Below are 21,470 nucleotides of genomic sequence, written 5' to 3'. Positions count from 1 at the left end.
TTTTGTTTGTTAGCTAGCTGTGCTATCGAGTCTTGATCATTTATTAAGGCTTGCGGACTCCAGGGACGTTATTCCTTAGAAAAGGGGCTGCCCCAGTAGCCATTTCATGACTTCAAGGACAACCCCCTTTACATTACTTACATATAAGGATCTATTACGTACGGAAGATTGAATCAATCGCTTTGATCTCATCTGGTGTCAGCTGAACTTTTAGAGTCTGGAGATTCGATACGATCTGTTCCGGACGTTTAGCTCCGGGAATAAGTGCGTCGATGGAAGGTACGGTCAAATACCAGGCTAGCACCACATGTGCGACTTCAACACCTTTGGCATCGGCAATTTGGCGAACCTTGTCCACCTTCTCCAGGTTTTTGGCAAAGGTCGCTCCTTGAAACATTGGGTTGTTCTTTCTATTGTCGCTGAACGTATCGCCTTGCTTATACTTGCCGCCAAGAAGGCCGGACGCGAGTGGGAAGTAAGGAACGAAAGAAATGCCAAGCTCCTGCGTGTAAGGGAGCAGTTCTTTTTCTGCATCACGGTGCAGCAGGTTGTAATGGGATTGGAGAACATCCACATGCCCGTCCTTATTGGCTTCTCTCAGCTGTTCAATGGAGAAGTTGGAGACCCCGATCGCTTTGATCTTTCCTTCATCCTTCAGCTTCTTAAGCTCGCCAACAGCTTCATCCTTAGGAGTGCTTTCATCAGGGAAATGAATATAGTAAAGATCGATATAATCGGTCTGGAGGCGTTTCAAGCTGTCTTCCACAGACTGTCTTAGAAAAGCTGGAGAGTTGTCGATCGTAACCTTATCGCCAGTAATCTTGTGAGCGCCCTTAGTAGCAATAACCACATTGTCACGGCCGCCTCTTTCTCTCAGCACTTCTCCAATAAGTTCCTCGGATCTACCTGGACCATAGATAAAGGCGGTATCAATGAAATTGATCCCATGGTCAAGAGCGTTGCGAACGATGTCTTTACCAGTCTCATCATTTAAGCCGGGAAATAAATTATGCCCACCAACAGCATTGGCACCCAGTCCGAGAGGGAGTACCTGCAAATTTGTTCTACCTAACGTTATTTTACTAGACATAATCAATCATCAGCTCCTTAAAATAGAATATGAACTATATTAAGTATAGCTAATAGCCCGTGGTAAGACAAATTGCTGATTTCCAGCTTTATACATGAATATTTAAAGCGTATAAGTTATGATATAAAGAATAATTTTGCGTTCCCACATTTGTTGACACAATGAAGTAAAGGAGGTTTGTCTTATGCTAGTTATTAATCAAAATGAAGTGGCTGAGCTATTAGCAATGGAGTCTTGCATCACAGTGATGGAATCCGTTTTGAAGGACTTGTCCGCAGGACAAGCCATACAGAGCTTAAGACAAGTACTCCCGCTGCACCAAGGCAATCTGATTGGCTTAATGCCGGGCTTTTTGCAGAGTGAAGAAGTAGCAGGTGCCAAAATCATCAGTGTGTTTCCAAGCAACCATGGCTCAGGTTTACCTTCCCATCAAGGGCTTGTTACGTTATTCGATTCTTCTACCGGTGTTCTGAAAGCTGTAGTAGATGGACAGAAGATTACCGCAATTCGCACAGCAGCTGTTAGCGCAGTAGCCACTCGTTATCTGGCTAGAGAAGATGCAGAGGTACTTGCCATTCTAGGTACCGGCGAGCAAGCCAAAAGTCATCTGGAAGCGATGCTACTGGTTCGATCGATTCGTGAGGTCAGAGTTTGGAGTAGGGCACTTGCAAAGGCAAGAGATTTCCAAGCAGAAATGAGCCGTAAATATGGTGTGGATATCCTTGTGGCTGAGACTATTCAAGAGGCAGTTAATCCAGCAGATATCATTTGTACCGTAACAGCATCCACAGAGCCTGTACTCGAAGGAGAATGGCTGAAGCCTGGAGTACATATCAATGCGGTTGGAGCCTGCAGAGCAGCGGATCGTGAGCTGGATTCGGAGACCGTACGGTTAGCTAAGTTATATGTAGACCGATTGGAATCCGCGCATAATGAATCTGGGGATTATTTAATTCCGCTGAACGAAGGCGTGATTACTTCAGGCCATATTATCGGTGAAATCGGTGAACTGATCAGCGGGAATATTGAGGGCAGAGCTACAGCTGATGAGATCACTCTTTTTAAAGGACTAGGACTTGCAATAGAGGATTTAGCAGCAGCCAACTTCATTTATAATGAAGCTGTTAAATTACAAAAAGGCATTGAAATTGCATTCTAAGGAGCGACCACATGATGAGCACATATGAAGGTTTGTATGATTTCAAGTTGACGGAGCAAGACGAAGAACGGGCCGTACATTTGCATGAGCAGAACATTAATATTGATTTGCTATTTCAAGGTCCCTTATCTCCAAACGCAATTCCAGAGTCTGTGTCTAAAAAAATAAAAGAGCTGTGTGAGCCCTATAAAGATGAGCCGATGATATATAGCAGCATGCCAGCAAAAATGATCACAAAGCTGTCGGCCAGCGGTGAGATCCCCGAGTATAAAAGTGAGTGGTATAAATCGGGAATTACCGCGGGTAACCGGGAACTTCATTTAGAGTCCTTAGAAAGCATGATCAATAGCATGGCTGAAGTTCAGCTTCAGTTTGACTCCGCAGATTGGTTAGTTAAAGCTTTAACCGCAGAGGATATACGTGCAGCCAAGCGTAATGGCCATAAGGCGGGTATTATCACAGCTCAAGAAACGGATGGCCTAGGTACTAATCTGGACCTATTAGATGTGTTACATAATTTTGGCTTAAGAATTTTACAATTAACTTATAACAATCAGAATCAGGTCGGTGCAGGTTGTGCAGAACAGTCGAACGCTGGGATTACGAATTATGGAAAAAGATTCATTGAGCGTTTGAACAAGCTCGGGATCATTGTAGATACGGGACATTGTGGAAAACAGACCACGCTCGATGCTTGTCAGTATTCTAAGACTCCAGTCATTGCTTCACACACGGGTGTAGAGGCTATCTATCCACATATGCGCTGTAAAAGTGATGAAGAGATTATCGCGATAGCGAAGACGGGTGGAGTCATCGGTATTTTTGCTATGCCGTGGTTTGTTCATGAAGATCCTAACCATACGACCATTGATCATGTGTTGGATCATATCGAATATGTGATTCGGCTTGTAGGCGTGGATCATGTCGGGATTGGAACGGATTGGCCGATGAGCGATGTGCTATGGTCATTGATTTATTTTAAAGAACATATTGCACCTAAGCTAGGATTTGCCAAAGGAGACGGACCTTCTACTGAAACCGTTGCTGGGCTTGAAAAATATAGCTATTTTATCAACTTTACTAGAGGTCTAGTGGCTCGCGGTTATAAGGATGAGGATATTGCAAAGATTATGGGTGGCAACTGGCTGCGCGTGTTTGAAGAAATTTGGGGATAGGGGATAAATAGATGACAACATACTTGAACACAACTACATTTAACTTCTACTGTTCTGGCATTTATTCAGGGAAACTACATTTTACGGAACAACAAATTATGCTCGCTAAGGTTGATCCACGCAGACGAACACAAATGCAATACAATGCGCTGGATAGCCAGTTCAAGACCGTTCTTCCATTTCAAAAAATCCACGAACACATGGACGCTTACGCTAAAGCAGAATGGGTCAATGATGAGGTAGTTCTAAGTAATGGTGATCTTTATCAAAAGCATATTCAGTATCAGGCTGTATTGGATGGCCGTGAGCTTACTTCACAAGTATGGGCGCTACGAAAAGAGACGGCACTGGATATTGTGACCTTGGATGGTGAGATTATTGCCTTTCTTACGCCGAATCGGTATGGCATCGAGCTGATTGTTAAAGCAGGATATGAGAAGCTGACGCCTCTGGTTGTTTATGATGATCCCCTTTTGTCCAAGCCAGAGTATGGTGTAAATGATTTGGGTACGGATCTGATTCCGATGCGTGATGGCGTGAGACTGGCTACGGATGTGTTTCTTCCTGAGGGCATTCAGCCGGGAACCAAGCTGCCGACGATTCTTGTGAGAACCTGCTATGACCGTAACGGGAAAAAAGAGATTTTTATGAGATGGGCTAACAAAGGTTATGCAGTGGTGTCACAGGACGTTAGAGGTCGGGCGGATTCGGAAGGGGAATTGATCCCTTTTTATAATGAACGGGATGATGGCTACGATACGATCGATTGGATTATCGCGCAGGATTGGTCAGATGGCAATGTTGGAATGTGGGGCGCGTCCTATCTCGGCTTTGTGGTTGTCTCGGCGGCGACCAGTGGGCACCCTAATTTGAAGGCTGTTGTGGATGAAGTGAATGTTGGCTCACCGTTTGTAGATACAGCGCGTAAGGGTGGGACGCTTTGCTCTTGGCCACTCTTGTCTTGGACGCTTGCACAATCTGTGGGTACCCGGACGGATTTTGATATTTTTGGGGGCATTACGGTGAACCCAGAAGCTGCCGTCGATGCGAGACCGATTAAGGAGATTCCACAGCAAATGATAGGCAAAGCATCAGGACCATGGGATTTGTGGAGCCAGCATCCCGAGTATGATGATTTCTGGAGAAACTGTACCTTTACGGAACGTGGGGATCAAGTGCAGGTCCCTATGTATGTGATCTCAGGCTGGTATGATGGCGACAGCCCTGGCGTATCTGAGACTTGGAGAATGCTGACTGAACATGATGTGCCAAATCGTAAAATCCGTCTGGGTGCATGGGAGCATGGGCCAAACCGAGCTAGAGATTATGAGGGAGTAAGCTTCGGCAATGATGCAGTCGTCTATGATTATGATGTTTCTGTACTGCGCTGGTTCGACCGCTTCCTCAAAGGCATTCCGAACGGAATAGATCAGGAGCCTAGAGCCTCTTATTATGTCGTTGGTGAGAATCAGTGGAGAACGTCGGAGGATTGGACACCAGTTGAAGCTACAACTACGCCGTTTTATCTTTCCAGTGCTGGTCGGGCTAATTCAGGACAAGGAGATGGGAAGCTGCTCACAGCGCCAGAGGAACACTCTCCAGAAGATACTTATGTCTATAACCCAAATGATCCTATGAATGATAGCGGTGAGCGGGAGCCTGAAAATTTGCGGAAATATGAGCTCCGAAATGATATTCTTGTGTACACTAGTGAGGTGTTGACGGAAGAATTGACTATTGCTGGCGAATTGTCTGCTGTCATCTACGCCGTTAGCACAGGTAAGGATACGGATTGGGTAGTTACGCTTAGTGATGTGAATGAACATGGAGACTCTATCCGGTTATCTAACTATATTGTCAGAGCTAAATATCGTCATGGGTTTGATGCACCAGAACTGCTCACGCCAGGGCAAGTGGAGGAATACGATATTTTCATGCCGAATATTGCTCACAGATTTGCGGTAGGACACCGAATTCGTTTTTCGATTACCTCTTCCAGTAAATTCGTTGCTTTCCCGAATACGAATACTGGTGGTAACCCGTATGAAGATTCAGAGGCGATTACAGTGCTGCAGACTGTTTACCATAATAGTGAATATCCAAGCCATGTGAAGCTGCCGGTTATTCCTAACGCTTGAACGATACTGCAAGGTCAACCTTGCAATTAGGATAAAATAGCGATTATTCACAGAAAAGCGCATAAATGATCCCTTCTCAGGTCACAATAGGGAAAAACCAGAATGAAGGGATTAACGTGTCGCGCATAAAAAAACAACTTTGGCAGCGATGGAGACGTTGGAAAAAGGCGCTCTGGGTAGGGGCAGCTTGTTTAGCTCTTACTGTACTGGCATGGCGCAGTATGCAGGTACCTGAGGAAATCAGTGGACTGCTGACGGATTCTAGTTGGACGGATAGTGCCGAAAGCGAGTTGGCCGCAGCTGTATTTAAAGTAGGCGTGGACAGCGGTGAGGAGAAAGAGAAGGGCACCATAAAAAACGAACAACTGTTGCAGACGATCGCTCAAAGCGGACTCAGCAGAACCGTTCATTTAAAAATATCGTATGTATCTGGGGAAGAAGTTCAGACATTGCCAGGTGTAAAGAACCCGCTTCAGCTTAAAAAGATAATTCACGAACACCCTGCATGGAGCGGCTTCATCAGCAGTGATGGAGATTTGTGGCTGGAACAAAAAGTGAATGATCTATCGACCCTAACGAAAAAAGAAGCCTATATCGGGGTCGATGCATTTGGAAATTTGAAATTGTTTAAAGGCCCTCCGGTACAGGAAAAGGTTCTGAAGACCTTTTTTCAAATGGATATGGGTTCCTTGAAATCCTCCCTGCCGGAAAGTATTTGGAAAGAGCTTCATGAGGGCATTCGTGTACAAGATATTGAAGAGTACAACAGCGTATTGTCCACCTTCAGTGACTATGCGCGTGAGGCTGCCGAACATGTCATGCAGAATAAGCAATAGCATCCTTAAGCATATCAGCTGTCCTAAAGTCATTATTAATGGCTATAGGGCAGCTTTTTTTTGCAAATATAAGAAAGTTTGAGGTTCTCATTGTAGGCCTAAAGTTGTCATTTCGCATCAGAGGGTAAACTTTTTTTCTCCCGGAAGGGGTATTTTTGCTATAATGGTTTGAAGGAATACATATGTTCGCTTCGTAGCGGAGTAATGGATGAAAACGGTGGAATAAACTGCCTGTTATAGAGGAGAGATCGTGCTTGCGCATTTTGGGAATTGATCCAGGGCTGGCGATTGTCGGTTTTGGCTTTGTGGATAAGGAAGGTCATAAGTTGACCCCGGTCCAATATGGTTGTATCCAGACTGAGGCTCACACGCCTGAGGAAGAACGTCTGCTGCATGTCTATGAAGGCATGGGTCAGCTCATTGATAAATATAAACCTGATGCTGTAGCGATAGAGAAGTTGTTCTTTGCACGTAATGTTACAACAGCATTGCCAGTAGCACAGGCCCGCGGAGTGACGATATTAGCTGCAGTACAGCGTGGCTTACCCGTCTCGGAATATACACCTATGATGGTGAAGCAGGCTGTAGTTGGTTATGGAAAGGCAGAGAAACGACAGGTACAGGAAATGGTGAAGCTGCTACTGAAATTATCGGCGATCCCTAAACCGGATGATGTAGCGGATGCACTCGCGGTAGCGGTATGTCATGCCCATTCGAGCAGTCTTAATTCTAAATTAAATGAGGTATTGCGAAAATGATAGATTTCTTAAGAGGACCCGTCGTTCATTTAGAGTCGGAATATGTGGTGCTGGATGTGCAGGGCGTAGGATATCGGGTGTTCTGCCCGAACCCTTATGCATTTGCTAAAGTAGAAGGACCTGTAACGATCTATATTCATTATCAAACACGTGAGGATGCGACGCTTCTGTTCGGGTTCCCGACTCGGGAGGAGCAAAAATTGTTCCGCAAGTTGATTGAGGTATCTGGGATCGGTCCGAAGGTTGCGCTCGGAATACTGACAGGTGGAACTCCAGATCAGTTGATCTCGGCAATTTACCAAGAGAATATAATCTTCTTAACGAAACTGCCGGGCATTGGCAAGAAGACGGCGCAGCGGATGATCCTTGATTTGAAGGACAAGCTGGACGGACTCAGTATGGCTTCCATGCAAACGGGATTATTTGCAGTTCCAATGGAAGAAGCATCGGATGGGTTAGCTTGGCAAGAGGCTAGGGATGCCCTTAAGGGATTGGGTTATACCGAAAGTGAATTGGACCGTGTGTGGCTCGCTATGAAAAAAGAGGGCGCAGAGACAGGGACTGTAGATGTGTTGATGAAGAAAGCACTTGGGCTATTATATATTGCTAAGTAAAGCCGAACACATCCTTGAAGAAAGGGAGCGATAGGAATGGATGACCGGATTATATCCGCTAATTTGATGATGGACGAGCAAGCCGTAGAATTAAGTTTACGCCCTCGTTATCTGGGAGAATATATCGGACAGAATCAGGTAAAAGAAAACCTGAAAATATATATCGAAGCAGCCAAAATGAGAAGTGAAGCGCTGGATCATGTGCTGCTCTACGGGCCTCCAGGTCTCGGTAAAACAACACTCGCGAACATCATCGCCAATGAGCTGGGTGTGAATTTACGAACAACGTCCGGTCCTGCGATAGAGCGGCCGGGAGATTTAGCCGCCCTGCTGACGAACCTGCAGGAAGGCGATGTGCTGTTCATCGATGAAATTCACCGCTTACACCGGACGGTGGAGGAGGTTATGTATCCGGCGATGGAGGACTTCGCGCTGGACATCATGATCGGCAAAGGGCCAAGTGCCCGTTCGGTACGCTTGGATTTGCCGCCTTTCACACTTATAGGTGCTACCACCCGTGCTGGCCTGCTGTCAGCGCCACTACGTGATCGTTTCGGAGTGGTCAGCCGCTTGGAGTTCTATACCATAGATGAGCTAAGCTTCATTGTTGCTCGAAATGCAGATCTTTTAGGGATTGAGATTGTCGGAGATGCGGCGGAAGAGATAGCGCTTCGTTCCCGTGGAACGCCGCGGATTGCGAACCGACTATTGAAGCGAGTCCGTGATTTTGCTCAAGTGCGCGGCGATGGGATTATAACCCCTGAGATTTCTGGGGAAGCCCTGAAGATGCTACAAGTGGATCCACGTGGGCTGGACAGCATCGACCACAAGATGTTAAGAGCGATGATTTCAAGCTTTCGTGGCGGTCCTGTAGGACTGGATACGATTGCTGCTACAATTGGTGAGGAAAGTCAGACGATTGAGGATGTTTATGAGCCCTACCTGCTGCAGATAGGATTCTTGCAGCGGAGCCCTCGTGGAAGAATTGTAACCCCGGCCGCTTATCATCACTTAGGCCTTCCGCTCCCTCCGGAGCAGCATTGAGTCAGTAACTACATTTAAAAGGAGGATGCTGGATGAAGCATACGAAGATGAAATGGAGAGGAATAGCTCCACTAAGCAAAGGATTGCTAGCAGCTGCGATTGCTGTGGGAAGTCTCTTGATCCCTGCGGGTGCCAGTCATGCCGATTCTAATAGTACGATACGAGTTGCCCTTTATGCCGATATTGGTAGTAAATATAAATCTACCGTGCCAGTAGTAACTATGTTATCGACACAAAGCTTCACTTTGATGTCAAACCAACCAGGGAGCACTCCTTTGTTATCGGTGCCTGCCCAGAGCAGAATTCGTGTTAGTGTGGATGGTTATAGAGTAAAGGTAATGGAGACTTCAAGCTGGAAAACAGCTGCCGATGCGGCTAAAAAGCTTCAGTCCACCTCTGATAAGCCTCAGATTTATATGATTTCTAGAAATGGAACTAATGTGTATCAGTTGTATACAGGTGTCTATGCCAGTGAAGCTGCTGCCAAGGATGGACTTGCCCGTGTAGTAAAGGCAGGACTCGGCATTCCTGCTGATCAAACCCCTGCGGTGAAAGGGGATAAGCATTTATCGGCGGGTCGCTATTCTTCGGAACAAGAAGCTGATACTGCTCTGAGTAGTATTACAGCTGCTGGTTTTGATGCCTGGAAGGTGTTTCTCTCAGGAAGTGATGGCAGTGCTCAGTTTGAGGTATGGGTAGGCGAAGCTGCGAACGACAAAGATTTGGGTGCTGTTCAGACCGCAGTGTCTGCAGCATTGCCACAGCTTGCTATGTCTGCTGCAACTTCACCTGGGTTAATCATGCGTCTGGATGCTGGGCTGGACCTTAGTAGCGAGACACAAGCTAATCATTATATGGTTTCCGGAAATGAAGCTAAATTTTTGGCCGTTGGCAGTGAGGCTGGAATTCAGCTCGAAGAAAGATCCAAGCGTACCTACCGTGGAAATATGGAACTAAGTAATTTGAGAGGTTCCCTAGCGGTTATCAATGAAGTGCCACTGGAACAATATTTGTATGCAGTGGTTGGAGGAGAGGTTTCCTCCAGCTGGCCGGATGAAGCTCTAAAGGCTCAGGCTGTCGCGGCCCGAAGCTATGCAATGGCGCAAGGCAACCGTTTCGAAGTAGCGAATGTAGTAGATTCTACATTGAGTCAGGTATATAACGGAATCGGATCAGAGGCTCCAGTTATTATTAAGGCAGTGGATGCTACTGCCGGTGAAGTATTGATGAGCGGTGGTAAAGTTATAGAGGCTGTGTTCTCCTCGAACAGTGGCGGAGTAACCTCTGATCCATCAGAGGTATGGGGCAATGGTGGAGATGCATTTGCCAGCGTTCCCAGCAAAGAGGATGTCGCAGCTACCGCGACCGCTAAGAAGTGGTATTATTTACTGCTCGCTAATGGCACCTCTGGATACGCACGTGAGGATAACATTAAATTGACAGGAAATAAAACTGCAGCGGGACTGGATATAGCGACAGCCACCACTAAAGATGTCAATGTACGCCCGCTTCCTGCTGTTGAAAGTAGTGTAAGTGCGGTAGGTAAGCTGAATCCAGGCGAGAATGCTGTTGTTCTAGACAAAGTCTATGAGTCCGGTAGTTATAGCTGGATCAAAGGGCCATACACCTCTGCCGACCTTCTAAAAAGCTTGCAGGGTAAAACAACTAGCGCGCTTCCTTCTAGCATCCTTAATCTGCAGGTCACTCAGCGCGGCCCTTCTGGAAGAGCGATTCAGGTGAAAGCAAATGGTCAGGCACTGGATGTGAAATATCCTGATATGTTCCGTTCTGCGTTCAATGGATTGCCAAGTACATTGTTTGATATTGTACCAGCCGGAAGTTATACTGTATTAGGCGCTGACGGTGCTACCAGCACGATTGGAAGTTCACAGAGCGCAGGTGTACTCTCTGCATCAGGTAAGGTTAATGTGAACGGTAGTGGAACTGTAGTGATGGGTGGGGATTCCTCAGCCAGAGCGATTACTAACAGTTCGGGCTTTCTGTTCATTGGCCAAGGATACGGTCATGGTCTAGGCATGTCGCAATGGGGCGTGAAAGGCATGGCTGACAGCGGGTATGATTACAAGCAGATATTGCAACACTATTATCAGAACGTTACTATAGTTAAGGAATGAAGACAGACCATGAATGTAGACGCATATGATTTTCATTTACCGGAAGAATTAATTGCCCAGACACCACTCTCTGACCGTAGCTCTTCTAGACTGCTCTTAGTAAATAAGGAGGATGGGGAGCTGGCTCACCGGCATTTTACCGATATTATTAATTATTTTCAACCGGGAGATACGCTTGTTCTGAATGATACGAGAGTCATTCCTGCCAGATTGTTTGGGGCTAAAGAAGATACGGGGGCTAAAGCTGAAGTGCTTCTCCTTAAGAATCTGGGAGACGATCGTTGGGAAGCTCTTGTAAAGCCAGGTAAAAAGCTCAAGACAGGAGCGGTTATCATCTTTAGTGATGAGCTTCGTGCTGTTATTGAGGACGAGGCTGATATGGGTGGACGAACGCTTCGGTTCATTTATCAGGGTATTTTTCAGGAGATTCTGGACAGGCTGGGAACAATGCCACTGCCTCCTTATATTAAGGAAACACTCGATGATCGGGAACGATATCAGACCGTTTATGCTAAGCATGAAGGATCAGCTGCTGCTCCTACAGCAGGGCTTCATTTTACCAAAGAACTGTTGGATCAGATTGAAGCCAAGGGTGTAAATATTGCTTATATTACACTTCATGTAGGTCTCGGAACGTTCCGTCCGATGTCTGTTGAGAAGGTTGAAGAGCATGTTATGCATTCAGAGTATTTTGTAATGTCTCAAGAAACAGCAGACACTATAAATGCTACCAAGGAACAAGGTGGTCGCATTATAGCGGTAGGGACAACTTCTTGTCGGACACTTGAAACAGTCGGAAGACAATGCGAAGGCGGTCCACTAGTGGAATGTAGTGGCTGGACGGATATTTTCATCTATCCGGGCTATAAGTTTAGTGTAGTTAATGCGTTAATTACTAATTTTCATTTGCCGAAGTCAACTTTGGTGATGTTGGTTAGTGCTTTGGCAGGTCGGGAACATATTCTAGCTGCTTATGAAGAAGCGATAGAGCAGAAGTACCGGTTTTTTAGCTTTGGAGATGCAATGTTTATTTACTAAGGTAAGAGGATGGGTTAACTTATGGCAGCAATTACTTATGAGCACATCAAAACGTGCAAACAATCCGGAGCAAGACTTGGAAGAGTCCATACTCCACATGGTGTGATTGAGACACCTGCATTTATGCCAGTCGGCACACAAGCTACAGTCAAGACAATGAGTCCTGAAGAACTGAAAGAGATGGATGCTCATATTATTTTGAGCAATACGTACCATTTGTTCCTGAGACCGGGTCATGATATTGTCCGTGAAGCAGGCGGACTGCACAAGTTCATGAACTGGGACCGTCCCATTTTAACGGATAGCGGCGGATTTCAAGTATTCTCGCTTAGTGACATGCGCAAGATTACCGAAGAAGGCGTTCATTTCCGTTCCCATCTAAATGGGGATAAGAAGTTCTTGTCTCCTGAAGTAGCTATGGAAGTTCAGAACGCACTTGGCTCTGATATCATGATGGCATTCGATGAGTGTCCTCCATTCCCAGCGGAATATGACTACGTGAAAAAATCATTGGAGCGTACATCACGCTGGGCAGAACGTTGCCTGAAAAGTCATGCTCGCCCGAATGATCAAGGGCTGTTCGCTATCGTTCAAGGAGGTATGTATGAGGATCTTCGCCGTCAGAGCGCGGCAGATTTGACTTCCATGGATTTCCCGGGGTATGCTATTGGAGGGCTCAGCGTCGGAGAGTCCAAGCAGCTAATGTATGAAGTGCTGGATTATACAGTTCCCCTGCTGCCACAAGGCAAACCTCGCTATTTGATGGGCGTTGGTTCACCGGATGCGCTGTTGGAAGGTTCAATCCGGGGAGTGGACATGTTCGACTGTGTTCTGCCTACCCGTATTGCTCGTAATGGAACAACGATGACCAGTCAGGGAAGACTCGTTGTACGCAACGCAAAGTATGCCCGCGATTTTGGGCCGCTTGATCCGGAGTGCAACTGCTATACATGCCGGAATTATTCCCGCGCTTATTTGCGCCATCTAATCAAAGCCGATGAAACCTTCGGACTTAGATTGACGACATACCATAACTTGCACTTCCTGTTGGATTTGATGCGTAAAGTGCGCGAAGCCATCAAGGAAGATCGGCTGCTTGATTTTCGCGATGAGTTTTTTGCTAAATACGGATTATATGATAATCTTAAAGGCTTCTAAAGCTTCGTTGAGGTCCATGTTTTAATGTGCTTTGAAAGGGGGGAGAAATATGTTTCAATATGCAGCAGCAACAGGCGGAGGTAGTATACTGGGTCTTGTAGGTCCATTCGTACTTATGTTTGTAGTATTCTACTTCTTGCTGATTCGTCCGCAACAGAAGAAGACCAAAACACGTAATGCAATGTTGAAGTCTCTGAAAAAGGGCGATAAAATCGTTACTATTGGTGGTCTTCACGGTACGATCATGGAGATTTCCGATGATATCGTGGTTCTACGGGTCAATGATGTAACTAAACTGACCTTTGATCGCGGTTCCATTAGTCACTCCGTTGCCACGGACGTGGAGGAGAAAGTATAGTTTCGTTATTTAAAAGTACATAAAAAGCGGTGTCTTCTCATTAAGAGAATGACACCGCTTTTTTGATGTTCATCTTTCATCGTGATCTATGGGTTTAACGCATATCCGTTATTCGGCTGCGAACGGTGAGCGATTCTTCACGTCCCCGTAAGGTTAATTTGGCAAGCTGTACACCAACTGTTGAAGCTAGGACTGCTAGCAGAGTGCCGCCTATCATATCTGTAAGCCAATGAATGCCCAGATAGAATATACCAAAGACGATTACGACTGCGGAAATACTCGTAATGACCATCCACCGGCGGTTTCCTGAACGGAATGCCAGTAATGCCATCGTAACGGAAATGGACGTATGTAGACTCGGGAAGCAGTTGTTGAGACCGGATAGAGGGCGGTACTCTTCTTCAAACTTCGGAAATACATCCAGCATAGTAAATCTAACGCCTGCAGGTACATAGGACCATACCTCATTTACAGGGAAGTATAGGTAGAATGGAATTGCTACAGCATAGTTAATGATAATAGCATAGCAGGTAGCGTACAGCATCACACGGTTCTTATCTAACAGATAGACACCTAGAGAAGCTGCTAGTACAGATTGAAGCATAAAAATGTAGAAGAAAACTATGATAGGCGTTAGCCATGGACTATAGAATATATCCTGAACAGCTTGGACAAAATGCCCCTCTAGCCCAAATATAAATGATGTATAGTCTGAGGTAAGATGCATTTTTTCTTCAATTTGTAGTTCGTATTTATTCAAGACCAGTACACCAAACATGCCTACCATCAGTAGCAAAAACTTGTAGGATCGCAGCATCTCTTTTCCGATTTCAACTAATGCCATGATTGGATTTCGACGAGCGCCAATCCATACTAATATCACTACTAATGCAACTGTGTACAAAACAATATGATTCATTGATTGGTAAAACAAAGCATTCGAAGCCTCCTTGATTCTCTTTATGAAGTCAGATGATCACAGTTTAACATATTTCCAAGGAATGTTTCGAATTTTATGGAATAATAATTTTAGCTTTTCTGTAAATTAACCCCAAACATTCCGCCAAGTGCACCAATTGCTGCCGCAGCTAGAACCCAAAGAAGATCAATACCAGAGGGTGAGCTATCCAGTGCCAGAAATCCAATTAACAGAACGATAATCCCGTAAAAGATTCCTGTAAGACTTCCTTGATACCAGCCTTTGTTCGTGGCTCTGCGACCGGCGGTTAGTCCTCCGAATGCTGCGGCTATGCCGTGCACTATATAAGTGTACATTGAGAGATCCTGCTCCTTCAGACCGCTGCCCCATAATAAAAGAGAGAGGACAAACGCGCCAAGCAGCATCCAAAGGAATGATCGACATAGGCCAGACAATACAGGATTGGCTATTCTCCATGAGAACAGGCGCCGGATTAAATACATGGTACAACCTCCTAAAGTTTTTTTAGAAAAATAATCTACATAAGTTATTATTCATTGTATGGGGAGGCTTGCCCCAATAGTACAAGAATGGGCATTGTAGCCTTTTTACCATTAATTAATATGTGAGCTTCCGAATGTTCCCTGTGCTGAGCGGTCAGAATAGGGTTACATTAATCCGCCCGAGAAAACAAGTCTGCGGGTGAGAGTGGAGGGGAGCGAAGCTATATGTCCCAGCATATCACTACCCATATTTTCTTGACCGTGCTGATGTATTTCTTCATATTCCTGTGCATGCGTATCATGGGGAAGAGGGAAATCGGTAAGCTGTCTGTATTTGATCTAACGATCTCAATTATGATTGCTGAGATTGCTGTTTTTGTGATCGAGGATATTAATCGCCCGATTTACGAAGGTCTGGTTCCGATGGCCACACTGGTTATCATTCAAGTTGTAGTTGCTCAGCTCAGTCTTAAGAGTAGAAAGATTCGGCTGTTAATGGACGGTAAACCGAGCATACTTATTTCTGGAGGCAAGCTGCACCGGGGAGAGATGCGTAAACAAAGGTACAATATTGATGATCTATTGCAGCAATTGCGTGGTCAGAACATCGCCAGTCCTGCTGATGTGGAATTTGCGATTCTGGAGCCCAGTGGACAGCTTACCGTTTTCGAGAAAGACAAAGGACTTTCATCTTCCAATCAAACAGGCAATAGCAGTTCAGTTGCTGAGAATAATAAGACCGATGAGGATGCAGATGTAAGCAGTCAGAAAGTTAAACTGCCAAAGAACAAAATCAGATATGAAGGGCTTCCTATTCCATTGATTATGGATGGAAAGGTCCAGGATCATAATTTAGAGATGATAGGAAAAACAAGGTTCTGGTTAAGAACACAGATCCGCCAAAAGGGTGTATCAGATTTTCGGGATGTATTTCTTTGCTCCATAGACCATAAAGGCCGAGTTTATGTTGACCGTTTGGATAATCGCTAACCATTCTAAAGCCAACGCCTAATAAAAGGCAGTCGATCCAAATCACGAAGGGAAATAAGGCCAGCTAATAGACTGAGACCGAAATACAGGGCCATTCCTACCGCAGAGGCAAATAAAAATTGAATCCATTGTGCTTCTGCAATGGGAATGGAGATGTATACATAACGCACGCCTGCTCCCATAATGATCATTGCACATAAGGTCTTAATGGTATCGGTTATTCGTAAGGATAATGAAATTAGACTGACTACGCTGTACCCGTGCAGCAGAGTAACAAGAACGCTGTTCACAATAATGGCGATGATTGCGCCGTAGATTCCGTATTCTGGCTGTGAAGCTAATATAACAATCAGAATGATTTTGACTACTGCCCCAATAAGAGTATTTATGAGTGCCCTTCCCGGTCTGTCCATAGCTTGAAGTGCAGCTTGTAAGGGGGCTTGAACATAGATGAACAAAGCGAAAGGGGCCATTAGTTTTAGCATTGGAGCGGTGTCCGGATTTCCGTATAACAAGTTGCATAGTGGGACTGCCAGTACATACATAAGAACAGCAAAGGGAGCCCCTGTTACAAGAGCGAGTCGAAGAGCTTGGTGCATTCGTTTGTGAATGGTAGGCAAGTCCTTTCTCGCGGCAGCCTCGGATAAGGAGGGAACCAAAGACACTGCGAGAGAGGAAGTTAACGCACCGGGAAGTAGCAGTAAGGGGATAACCATTCCCTGTAAAGACCCATATTGAGCAGTCGCGGCGGCTGTTGCGATTCCGGCTAGTGCAAGACTGCGTACGGTAATTATAGATTCCAGTAGATAGGAAAAAGAACCGACAAGCCGGCTTGCCGTAACAGGAATTGATACACCTAGTAAACGCCGTAGTATGGGGGAAGTTGATTGTACGGCATCTGGATCAGGAGGTATAACTTCCTTCTCAAGCGTTTGCTGTTCTAAGATGGGGGTTGTTTTTTTATCCTTTTTCGTGATGACATAATATTGCCACAGAATGGCTAACATTCCGCCAATCTCTCCCACCGTTACGCCTAGCATCGCCCCTGCAGCTGCAAAAGCGATACCTTTAGGCAACAGCAGCCAGGAGAACCACAGCATAAAAAATATTCGCACGATAGACTCAAAAACTGAAGAAAGTGCGGAAGGAATCATGTTCTGCCTGCCTTGAAAATAACCGCGGTATATTGCAGATACAGCAACAATTGCAATCATTGGGATCATGGCAATAAAAGTATAATAAACTCTGTGGTCTGTTAAGATCACATTGGAGACCCATGAAGCACTGACCAGCGCAACAATGGTAAAGAAGATTCCTAGTCCGACACTAAGAGTAAGGCCAGTCCGTAAAATTTGCCGCGATTTCTCAGGGCGGTTCTCTCCCTCTGCTTCCGCTACCATCTTTGCAATTGCTAGGGGAAGTCCGCCTGTAATAACAGTAGCCAGCACGATAAAGAATGGGTACGCGAGCTGATATAGACCCACACCCTCTGCTCCAATGATGCGTGGCAAAGCAATTCGGGGTATAAATCCAAGCATTCGATTAATGATGCCGGCGGCAAGCAAGATTAAAGTTCCTTGTATAAAGCTCTGTTTCCTCAAAGGTCACGCCTTCTTCCCCAAATGAAATGAAACGCTGGCCAACTTGTCTATTCTTATGGATATGCTATACCCCTATCCCGGCATGCCTTGTTTTAGTAGTTGTAACTTTTTATGATGGAAGGAGGAAAGCAGAGAACTTGGGTCGAATACCTATGGTAAGCATACGAACACGAGCGATCTTTGGAGGTGTCATCACGTGGAATCGGAACAGTGGAATCATGATCAACATAGTGAAGAAATCGAAGCCATGTGCCGCAGCAAAGCTGAAGAATTCCGGCTCCTCGGCTATGAGTATGTAACCAGCAAGGATATTTGGGATTGTATCAGTCGTAATTATGATAAGGACGGAATGCCTCCCTTACATAAGCTGGTAAATGATATTTATTCCTTAAAAGCCAATAGTTACATGACTTATTTGACTCTTGCAGCTTATCGGGGGTTGAACTGAACAATACACATCTCGCTTCTTTTCTTTGCGAAAAGCCTTATAAAGCAGTAAAGTAAGAGAATAATAACAACTTCACATCTCCTATATAAACGGATGTCTTGCTGATATGTGCAGGGGCGGCCGTTTCTTTGTGTGAGTATAGCTATGACTATGCTGTGAATTGACGGTCATTTCACGTGTAGCTATAATAGGAATATTGAGTGAATGAAAGGGGAACTAGCTAGAGCATGAAGAGACTAATGGGCTTTATTATTACCGTGCTCGTTTTGACAGGCGTCATGGCATTTACTACTCCTGGACTGCTGGACAAGGTTAGACTTGGTCTTGACCTGAAAGGCGGATTTGAGATTTTGTACCATGCAGAACCTATGGAAGCGGGAGCAGCGTTGTCCCGAGCTTCACTGTTGAAAACAGCAGAAAGTTTGGAAAAACGGGCCAATGCGCTCGGAACCAGTGAACCAGAGGTTACAACTGAAGGTACTGATCGTATTCGTCTGAAAATTGCAGGCGTTACTGATGAAGCCGAGGTTCGTAAGAAGATGAAGGAGCCTGCAGTTCTGACTTTCCGTAGTGCTGCTGAAGGTGACGCTGAAGGTACTTACAGCAAGATCGAACTGGTAGGTAGTGATTTTGTTGAAGGTGCGGCAGAGGTTGGACGGGATAACCTGAATCAGCCAATCATCAGTATCAAAATAAAGGACAAGGATAAATTCGCAGAGATTACCAAACGCCTCTTAGGAAAGAATCTCGCAATTTATTTGGATGAGAACAAACTATCTGATCCTACGGTACAAGCAGTACTTACAGATGGTAGTGCGTCTATTTCCGGTCAGTATACAATTAAAGAAGCACGTGAACTGGCTGACACTATTAATCTTGGTGCGTTGCCACTGAAACTTACTGAGAAATACTCCCAAAGTGTGGGTGCAACACTTGGTAAACAATCGCTTGATCAAACGATCAAAGCCGGTCTTTTGGGTTCTTTGATTATTCTTATCTTCATGATCGGTATGTATCGCTTGCCAGGTCTCTTGGCTAGTTTTGCGCTGATCTTGCATACATGGCTGCTAATTGTAGTCTTTGTCTTAGCAGACTTCACATTGACGTTGCCTGGTATAGCCGCATTTATTCTGGGTATAGGGATGGCCGTCGATGCTAATATCATTACAAATGAACGGATAAGAGAAGAAATGCGCAGTGGTAAAAGTGTACTTTCCTCTGTTAAAGCAGGTAATAAATCCTCTTTCCGGACAGTAATGGACTCCAATGTCACAACTGTTATTGTGGCAGGTGTCATGTTCGCCTTCGGTACAGGTGCAGTCAAAGGTTTCGCATTGGTACTGATCGTGGAAATCGTTCTGAGTATCGCTACGAATCTTTATTTCTCCCACTGGTTGCTTAGCCAGCTTGTTAAAGCCGGTAAGCTGAACAAACCGAAGAGTTTCGGTGTTAAGGAGAGTGATATTCGTGCGCTTTAAGAAAGAGCTTGATTTCGTACATTTGAGTAAATTTTTCTATGTTTTTTCCATCGCCCTTACAGTGGCAGGTTTGATTTTCCTAGCAACCTTTGGATTGAATTACAGCGTTGATTTCAAAGCAGGATCTAATGTTGATATCTCTCTGTCTAAGAATTTGACATTGGAAGAGGTTAATTCAGCAGTTGAAAAAACTGGGATTTCAAGTGAGCCAAGCATTACGATAGGAAGTGAACGGGTTAACGTTCGTTATGATCAAGTGCTCGATGAGCAACAAGATGAAGCTCTTAAAGCAGAGATCTTGAAGCTGGACGAAAAAGCATCGTTTGAGATTAACACCGTGGATACTGAAATGTCTAAAGAACTTGCACGCAATGCGATCTATGCGGTTCTCATTTCTTGTCTAGGGATTATCATTTATGTAAGTATTCGTTTTGAATGGCGGTTTGCATTGGCAGCTATTGTTTCATTGATCCATGATGCCTTTATGGTCGTTGCAATCTTCTCCATCTTCCGCTTGGAAGTGGATTTGACGTTTATTATTGCGGTGCTTACGATTATCGGTTATTCCATCAATGATACGATCGTTATCTTTGACCGTATCCGTGAGAATTTGCGTTTTGGTAAACAAAAAACCTATGAGGATTTAAAAGAGCTTGTGAATAAGAGTGTGGCTCAAACGCTTATGCGTTCTCTTTACACAGCATTTACCGTATTTATTGCGGCGTTCTTCCTGTTGATTCTTGGAGGCGAGTCCATCAAGATGTTCTCGCTTGCGATGGTTATCGGATTGCTATTCGGAGCGTACTCCTCTATCTTTATTGCAAGTCCGGTCTGGCTACTGCTTAAGAAGCGTGAGAAGATAAAGGTAAAGAGCCCGGCTAAAGGGTAATGTCTCAAGAGAAATAACATGGCTACACTTGAATGAAAAAAACATCAACTTTATAATTTAAGAAAGCCGCGTCAAATGCGACGCGGCTTTCGAAATCTTTAGGGTAGTATGTCATGTGTATTGTATCATCATGAGATTACTTGCTAGTGGTAAGGGGGGCCTCGTATGAATAAAGAACGATCACCGCAAAGCAAGACGGTTGCTTGGACAGGGATCATCAGCGATGTTACTTTGGCAGTAGCTAAGGGGAGTTTTGGCTATATTTCAGGTAGCAAGGCTTTAATGGGCGATGCATTATATTCTGGAGCAGATGCTGCAGCTAAATTGGCGGATATTCTCCCATGGCGCTCTGAACAAAGCAGAAAGAGCAAGCAGCGGATAGAAGAGCGACGAGGGAATAAGGAGCCGCTTTTAGCTATACTTTTTTCGGTATTAATCCTTATGGGGGGGCTGCAAATCGCCTTCTCTGCAATCCGTGACTTAACCGAGGGACAGTCATCCACTCGCGGAGAACTTGCACTTGTAACTGTCTTACTATCTATTGTGCTTAAAGAAGCTGTATTTCAATATCAATATCGGTACTTTAAAAAAATAGGTGATGGCAGTCATGCTGCTTATGCCAATAGTCATCGTTTCAGTTTGTATACTTCTATCACAGTATTAGTTGGGATATCGTTATCAATGGGGGGTACCTATTGGCATCCTCTACTCTATATGGACCCTATTGCTGCACTTTTAACAGGATGCTTAATTCTACGTAAAGGTTATTTGCTCATTGTTAATACTGTTAGTGTTAAGAATGCGCAGGAGCTACCTTCTGAGGAGGCAGCTAATTTTATTGAAACCGTACAACGTGTTCATGGTGTTATTCGTGTAGAACATTTGAAGGCACTTGAGCAAGGGAATTATGTGAATCTGCAAGTGAAGATCAGTGTAAATCCGCGTATTACGGTGATGGAAGCACAGGATATTTCGGAATGTGCAAGAAAGTTGCTGCAGCACAGGTTTGTTCATGTTGGTGAGGTACATATGGACGTAGTTCCTTATGATCCTGGCTATCCATACAAAAGTAATTATGAATTGGTGGATAATGATATTCCGACGCTGCTTCAGTAGTTCGCAAGGTGAGAGAAAGGTGA

20 protein-coding genes are annotated in these 21,470 nt (G+C 44.9%); 16 read left to right on the top strand and 4 right to left on the bottom strand.

Going from position 1 to position 21,470, the window contains the following annotated elements:
• Positions 1–154: 154 nt before the first annotated feature.
• Positions 155–1,090: an aldo/keto reductase gene (locus MKY19_RS23955; protein WP_339798160.1), complete on the bottom strand. Its 936-nt coding sequence runs from the start codon at positions 1,088–1,090 to the stop codon at positions 155–157.
• 184 nt (positions 1,091–1,274) lie between these two features.
• Here MKY19_RS23955 and MKY19_RS23950 point away from each other — a divergent pair, with 184 nt between their 5' ends.
• The 11 genes from MKY19_RS23950 to yajC all read left to right on the top strand — a co-directional run bounded on the left by MKY19_RS23950 (position 1,275) and on the right by yajC (position 13,503).
• Entirely contained in the window at positions 1,275–2,249 is a 975-nt protein-coding gene (locus MKY19_RS23950; protein ID WP_339243278.1) for an ornithine cyclodeaminase family protein, read from the top strand.
• Positions 2,250–2,260: 11 nt separating this feature from the next.
• Positions 2,261–3,424: a membrane dipeptidase gene (locus MKY19_RS23945; RefSeq protein ID WP_339798157.1), complete on the top strand. Its 1,164-nt coding sequence runs from the start codon at positions 2,261–2,263 to the stop codon at positions 3,422–3,424.
• A gap of 11 nt (positions 3,425–3,435) precedes the next feature.
• Positions 3,436–5,562 (top strand): CocE/NonD family hydrolase, encoded by a 2,127-nt coding sequence (locus MKY19_RS23940; RefSeq protein ID WP_339798154.1) that lies wholly within the window; start codon positions 3,436–3,438, stop codon positions 5,560–5,562.
• A gap of 116 nt (positions 5,563–5,678) precedes the next feature.
• Positions 5,679–6,398: a BofC C-terminal domain-containing protein gene (locus MKY19_RS23935; RefSeq protein ID WP_197071247.1), complete on the top strand. Its 720-nt coding sequence runs from the start codon at positions 5,679–5,681 to the stop codon at positions 6,396–6,398.
• A 254-nt stretch (positions 6,399–6,652) separates the two neighbouring features.
• A complete protein-coding gene (gene ruvC, locus MKY19_RS23930; protein ID WP_036677679.1) occupies positions 6,653–7,156 on the top strand; it encodes a crossover junction endodeoxyribonuclease RuvC in 504 nt (167 codons plus the stop codon).
• Positions 7,153–7,770, top strand: a complete 618-nt coding sequence (gene ruvA, locus MKY19_RS23925) for a Holliday junction branch migration protein RuvA (protein WP_339798150.1) — start codon at positions 7,153–7,155, stop codon at positions 7,768–7,770. The genes ruvC and ruvA overlap by 4 nt, the downstream gene beginning before the upstream one ends.
• Before the next feature lie 36 nt (positions 7,771–7,806).
• Complete coding sequence (gene ruvB, locus MKY19_RS23920; protein WP_042191128.1) at positions 7,807–8,814, top strand: Holliday junction branch migration DNA helicase RuvB; 1,008 nt, start codon at positions 7,807–7,809, stop codon at positions 8,812–8,814.
• Between the two features lie 32 nt (positions 8,815–8,846).
• Positions 8,847–10,949, top strand: coding sequence for a SpoIID/LytB domain-containing protein (locus tag MKY19_RS23915; protein ID WP_339798147.1), 2,103 nt, complete (start codon positions 8,847–8,849; stop codon positions 10,947–10,949).
• Between the two features lie 9 nt (positions 10,950–10,958).
• The gene (gene queA, locus MKY19_RS23910) at positions 10,959–11,987 is read left to right on the top strand and encodes a tRNA preQ1(34) S-adenosylmethionine ribosyltransferase-isomerase QueA (RefSeq protein ID WP_042191125.1); all 1,029 of its coding nucleotides are present in this window, start codon (positions 10,959–10,961) and stop codon (positions 11,985–11,987) included.
• Between the two features lie 21 nt (positions 11,988–12,008).
• A complete protein-coding gene (gene tgt / locus MKY19_RS23905; protein WP_339798144.1) occupies positions 12,009–13,145 on the top strand; it encodes a tRNA guanosine(34) transglycosylase Tgt in 1,137 nt (378 codons plus the stop codon).
• A 49-nt stretch (positions 13,146–13,194) separates the two neighbouring features.
• Positions 13,195–13,503, top strand: coding sequence for a preprotein translocase subunit YajC (gene yajC, locus MKY19_RS23900; RefSeq protein WP_042191123.1), 309 nt, complete (start codon positions 13,195–13,197; stop codon positions 13,501–13,503).
• A gap of 94 nt (positions 13,504–13,597) precedes the next feature.
• Here yajC and MKY19_RS23895 read toward each other — a convergent pair whose 3' ends face one another.
• The gene (locus MKY19_RS23895) at positions 13,598–14,422 is read right to left on the bottom strand and encodes a phosphatase PAP2 family protein (protein WP_339798140.1); all 825 of its coding nucleotides are present in this window, start codon (positions 14,420–14,422) and stop codon (positions 13,598–13,600) included.
• 110 nt (positions 14,423–14,532) lie between these two features.
• Positions 14,533–14,925 (bottom strand): TIGR04086 family membrane protein, encoded by a 393-nt coding sequence (locus tag MKY19_RS23890; RefSeq protein WP_339798138.1) that lies wholly within the window; start codon positions 14,923–14,925, stop codon positions 14,533–14,535.
• A 225-nt stretch (positions 14,926–15,150) separates the two neighbouring features.
• Between MKY19_RS23890 and MKY19_RS23885 the strand changes: the two genes are divergently transcribed.
• A complete protein-coding gene (locus MKY19_RS23885; protein ID WP_042191118.1) occupies positions 15,151–15,915 on the top strand; it encodes a DUF421 domain-containing protein in 765 nt (254 codons plus the stop codon).
• Between the two features lie 5 nt (positions 15,916–15,920).
• On the opposite strand, the gene spoVB is transcribed toward MKY19_RS23885, so the two are convergent.
• The gene (gene spoVB, locus MKY19_RS23880) at positions 15,921–17,516 is read right to left on the bottom strand and encodes a stage V sporulation protein B (protein WP_339798135.1); all 1,596 of its coding nucleotides are present in this window, start codon (positions 17,514–17,516) and stop codon (positions 15,921–15,923) included.
• Positions 17,517–17,712: 196 nt separating this feature from the next.
• Here spoVB and MKY19_RS23875 point away from each other — a divergent pair, with 196 nt between their 5' ends.
• From MKY19_RS23875 to MKY19_RS23860, 4 genes are all read left to right on the top strand, one after another.
• A complete protein-coding gene (locus MKY19_RS23875; RefSeq protein WP_042191115.1) occupies positions 17,713–17,964 on the top strand; it encodes a post-transcriptional regulator in 252 nt (83 codons plus the stop codon).
• 227 nt (positions 17,965–18,191) lie between these two features.
• Positions 18,192–19,442 carry a protein translocase subunit SecD gene (gene secD / locus MKY19_RS23870; RefSeq protein ID WP_042191112.1) on the top strand — a complete coding sequence of 417 codons (1,251 nt, stop codon included), beginning with the start codon at positions 18,192–18,194 and terminating at the stop codon, positions 19,440–19,442.
• Positions 19,432–20,331 carry a protein translocase subunit SecF gene (secF, locus tag MKY19_RS23865; RefSeq protein WP_076284843.1) on the top strand — a complete coding sequence of 300 codons (900 nt, stop codon included), beginning with the start codon at positions 19,432–19,434 and terminating at the stop codon, positions 20,329–20,331. Before secD ends, secF begins: the two co-directional genes overlap by 11 nt.
• Before the next feature lie 165 nt (positions 20,332–20,496).
• The gene (locus tag MKY19_RS23860; protein WP_042191108.1) at positions 20,497–21,447 is read left to right on the top strand and encodes a cation diffusion facilitator family transporter; all 951 of its coding nucleotides are present in this window, start codon (positions 20,497–20,499) and stop codon (positions 21,445–21,447) included.
• Positions 21,448–21,470 lie beyond the last annotated feature (23 nt).

Source organism: Paenibacillus sp. FSL R5-0744 (assembly GCF_037972555.1).
In the GTDB taxonomy this organism is placed as follows: Bacteria; Bacillota; Bacilli; order Paenibacillales; family Paenibacillaceae; genus Paenibacillus_AQ.
Note: the sequence above shows the minus strand (reverse complement) of the source record. Positions and strands in the feature narration are given on the sequence as shown.

Excerpts from the sequence above, each read along its gene's own strand:
- MKY19_RS23955 (WP_339798160.1), bottom strand. The coding sequence starts at position 1,090 with ATGTCTAGTAAAATAACGTTAGGTAGAACAAATTTGCAGGTACTCCCT.
- MKY19_RS23950 (WP_339243278.1), top strand. The coding sequence starts at position 1,275 with ATGCTAGTTATTAATCAAAATGAAGTGGCTGAGCTATTAGCAATGGAG.
- MKY19_RS23945 (WP_339798157.1), top strand. The coding sequence starts at position 2,261 with ATGATGAGCACATATGAAGGTTTGTATGATTTCAAGTTGACGGAGCAA.
- MKY19_RS23940 (WP_339798154.1), top strand. The coding sequence starts at position 3,436 with ATGACAACATACTTGAACACAACTACATTTAACTTCTACTGTTCTGGC.
- ruvA (WP_339798150.1), top strand. The coding sequence starts at position 7,153 with ATGATAGATTTCTTAAGAGGACCCGTCGTTCATTTAGAGTCGGAATAT.
- ruvB (WP_042191128.1), top strand. The coding sequence starts at position 7,807 with ATGGATGACCGGATTATATCCGCTAATTTGATGATGGACGAGCAAGCC.
- MKY19_RS23915 (WP_339798147.1), top strand. The coding sequence starts at position 8,847 with ATGAAGCATACGAAGATGAAATGGAGAGGAATAGCTCCACTAAGCAAA.
- queA (WP_042191125.1), top strand. The coding sequence starts at position 10,959 with ATGAATGTAGACGCATATGATTTTCATTTACCGGAAGAATTAATTGCC.
- tgt (WP_339798144.1), top strand. The coding sequence starts at position 12,009 with ATGGCAGCAATTACTTATGAGCACATCAAAACGTGCAAACAATCCGGA.
- yajC (WP_042191123.1), top strand. The coding sequence starts at position 13,195 with ATGTTTCAATATGCAGCAGCAACAGGCGGAGGTAGTATACTGGGTCTT.
- MKY19_RS23895 (WP_339798140.1), bottom strand. The coding sequence starts at position 14,422 with ATGAATCATATTGTTTTGTACACAGTTGCATTAGTAGTGATATTAGTA.
- MKY19_RS23890 (WP_339798138.1), bottom strand. The coding sequence starts at position 14,925 with ATGTATTTAATCCGGCGCCTGTTCTCATGGAGAATAGCCAATCCTGTA.
- MKY19_RS23885 (WP_042191118.1), top strand. The coding sequence starts at position 15,151 with ATGTCCCAGCATATCACTACCCATATTTTCTTGACCGTGCTGATGTAT.
- secD (WP_042191112.1), top strand. The coding sequence starts at position 18,192 with ATGAAGAGACTAATGGGCTTTATTATTACCGTGCTCGTTTTGACAGGC.
- MKY19_RS23860 (WP_042191108.1), top strand. The coding sequence starts at position 20,497 with ATGAATAAAGAACGATCACCGCAAAGCAAGACGGTTGCTTGGACAGGG.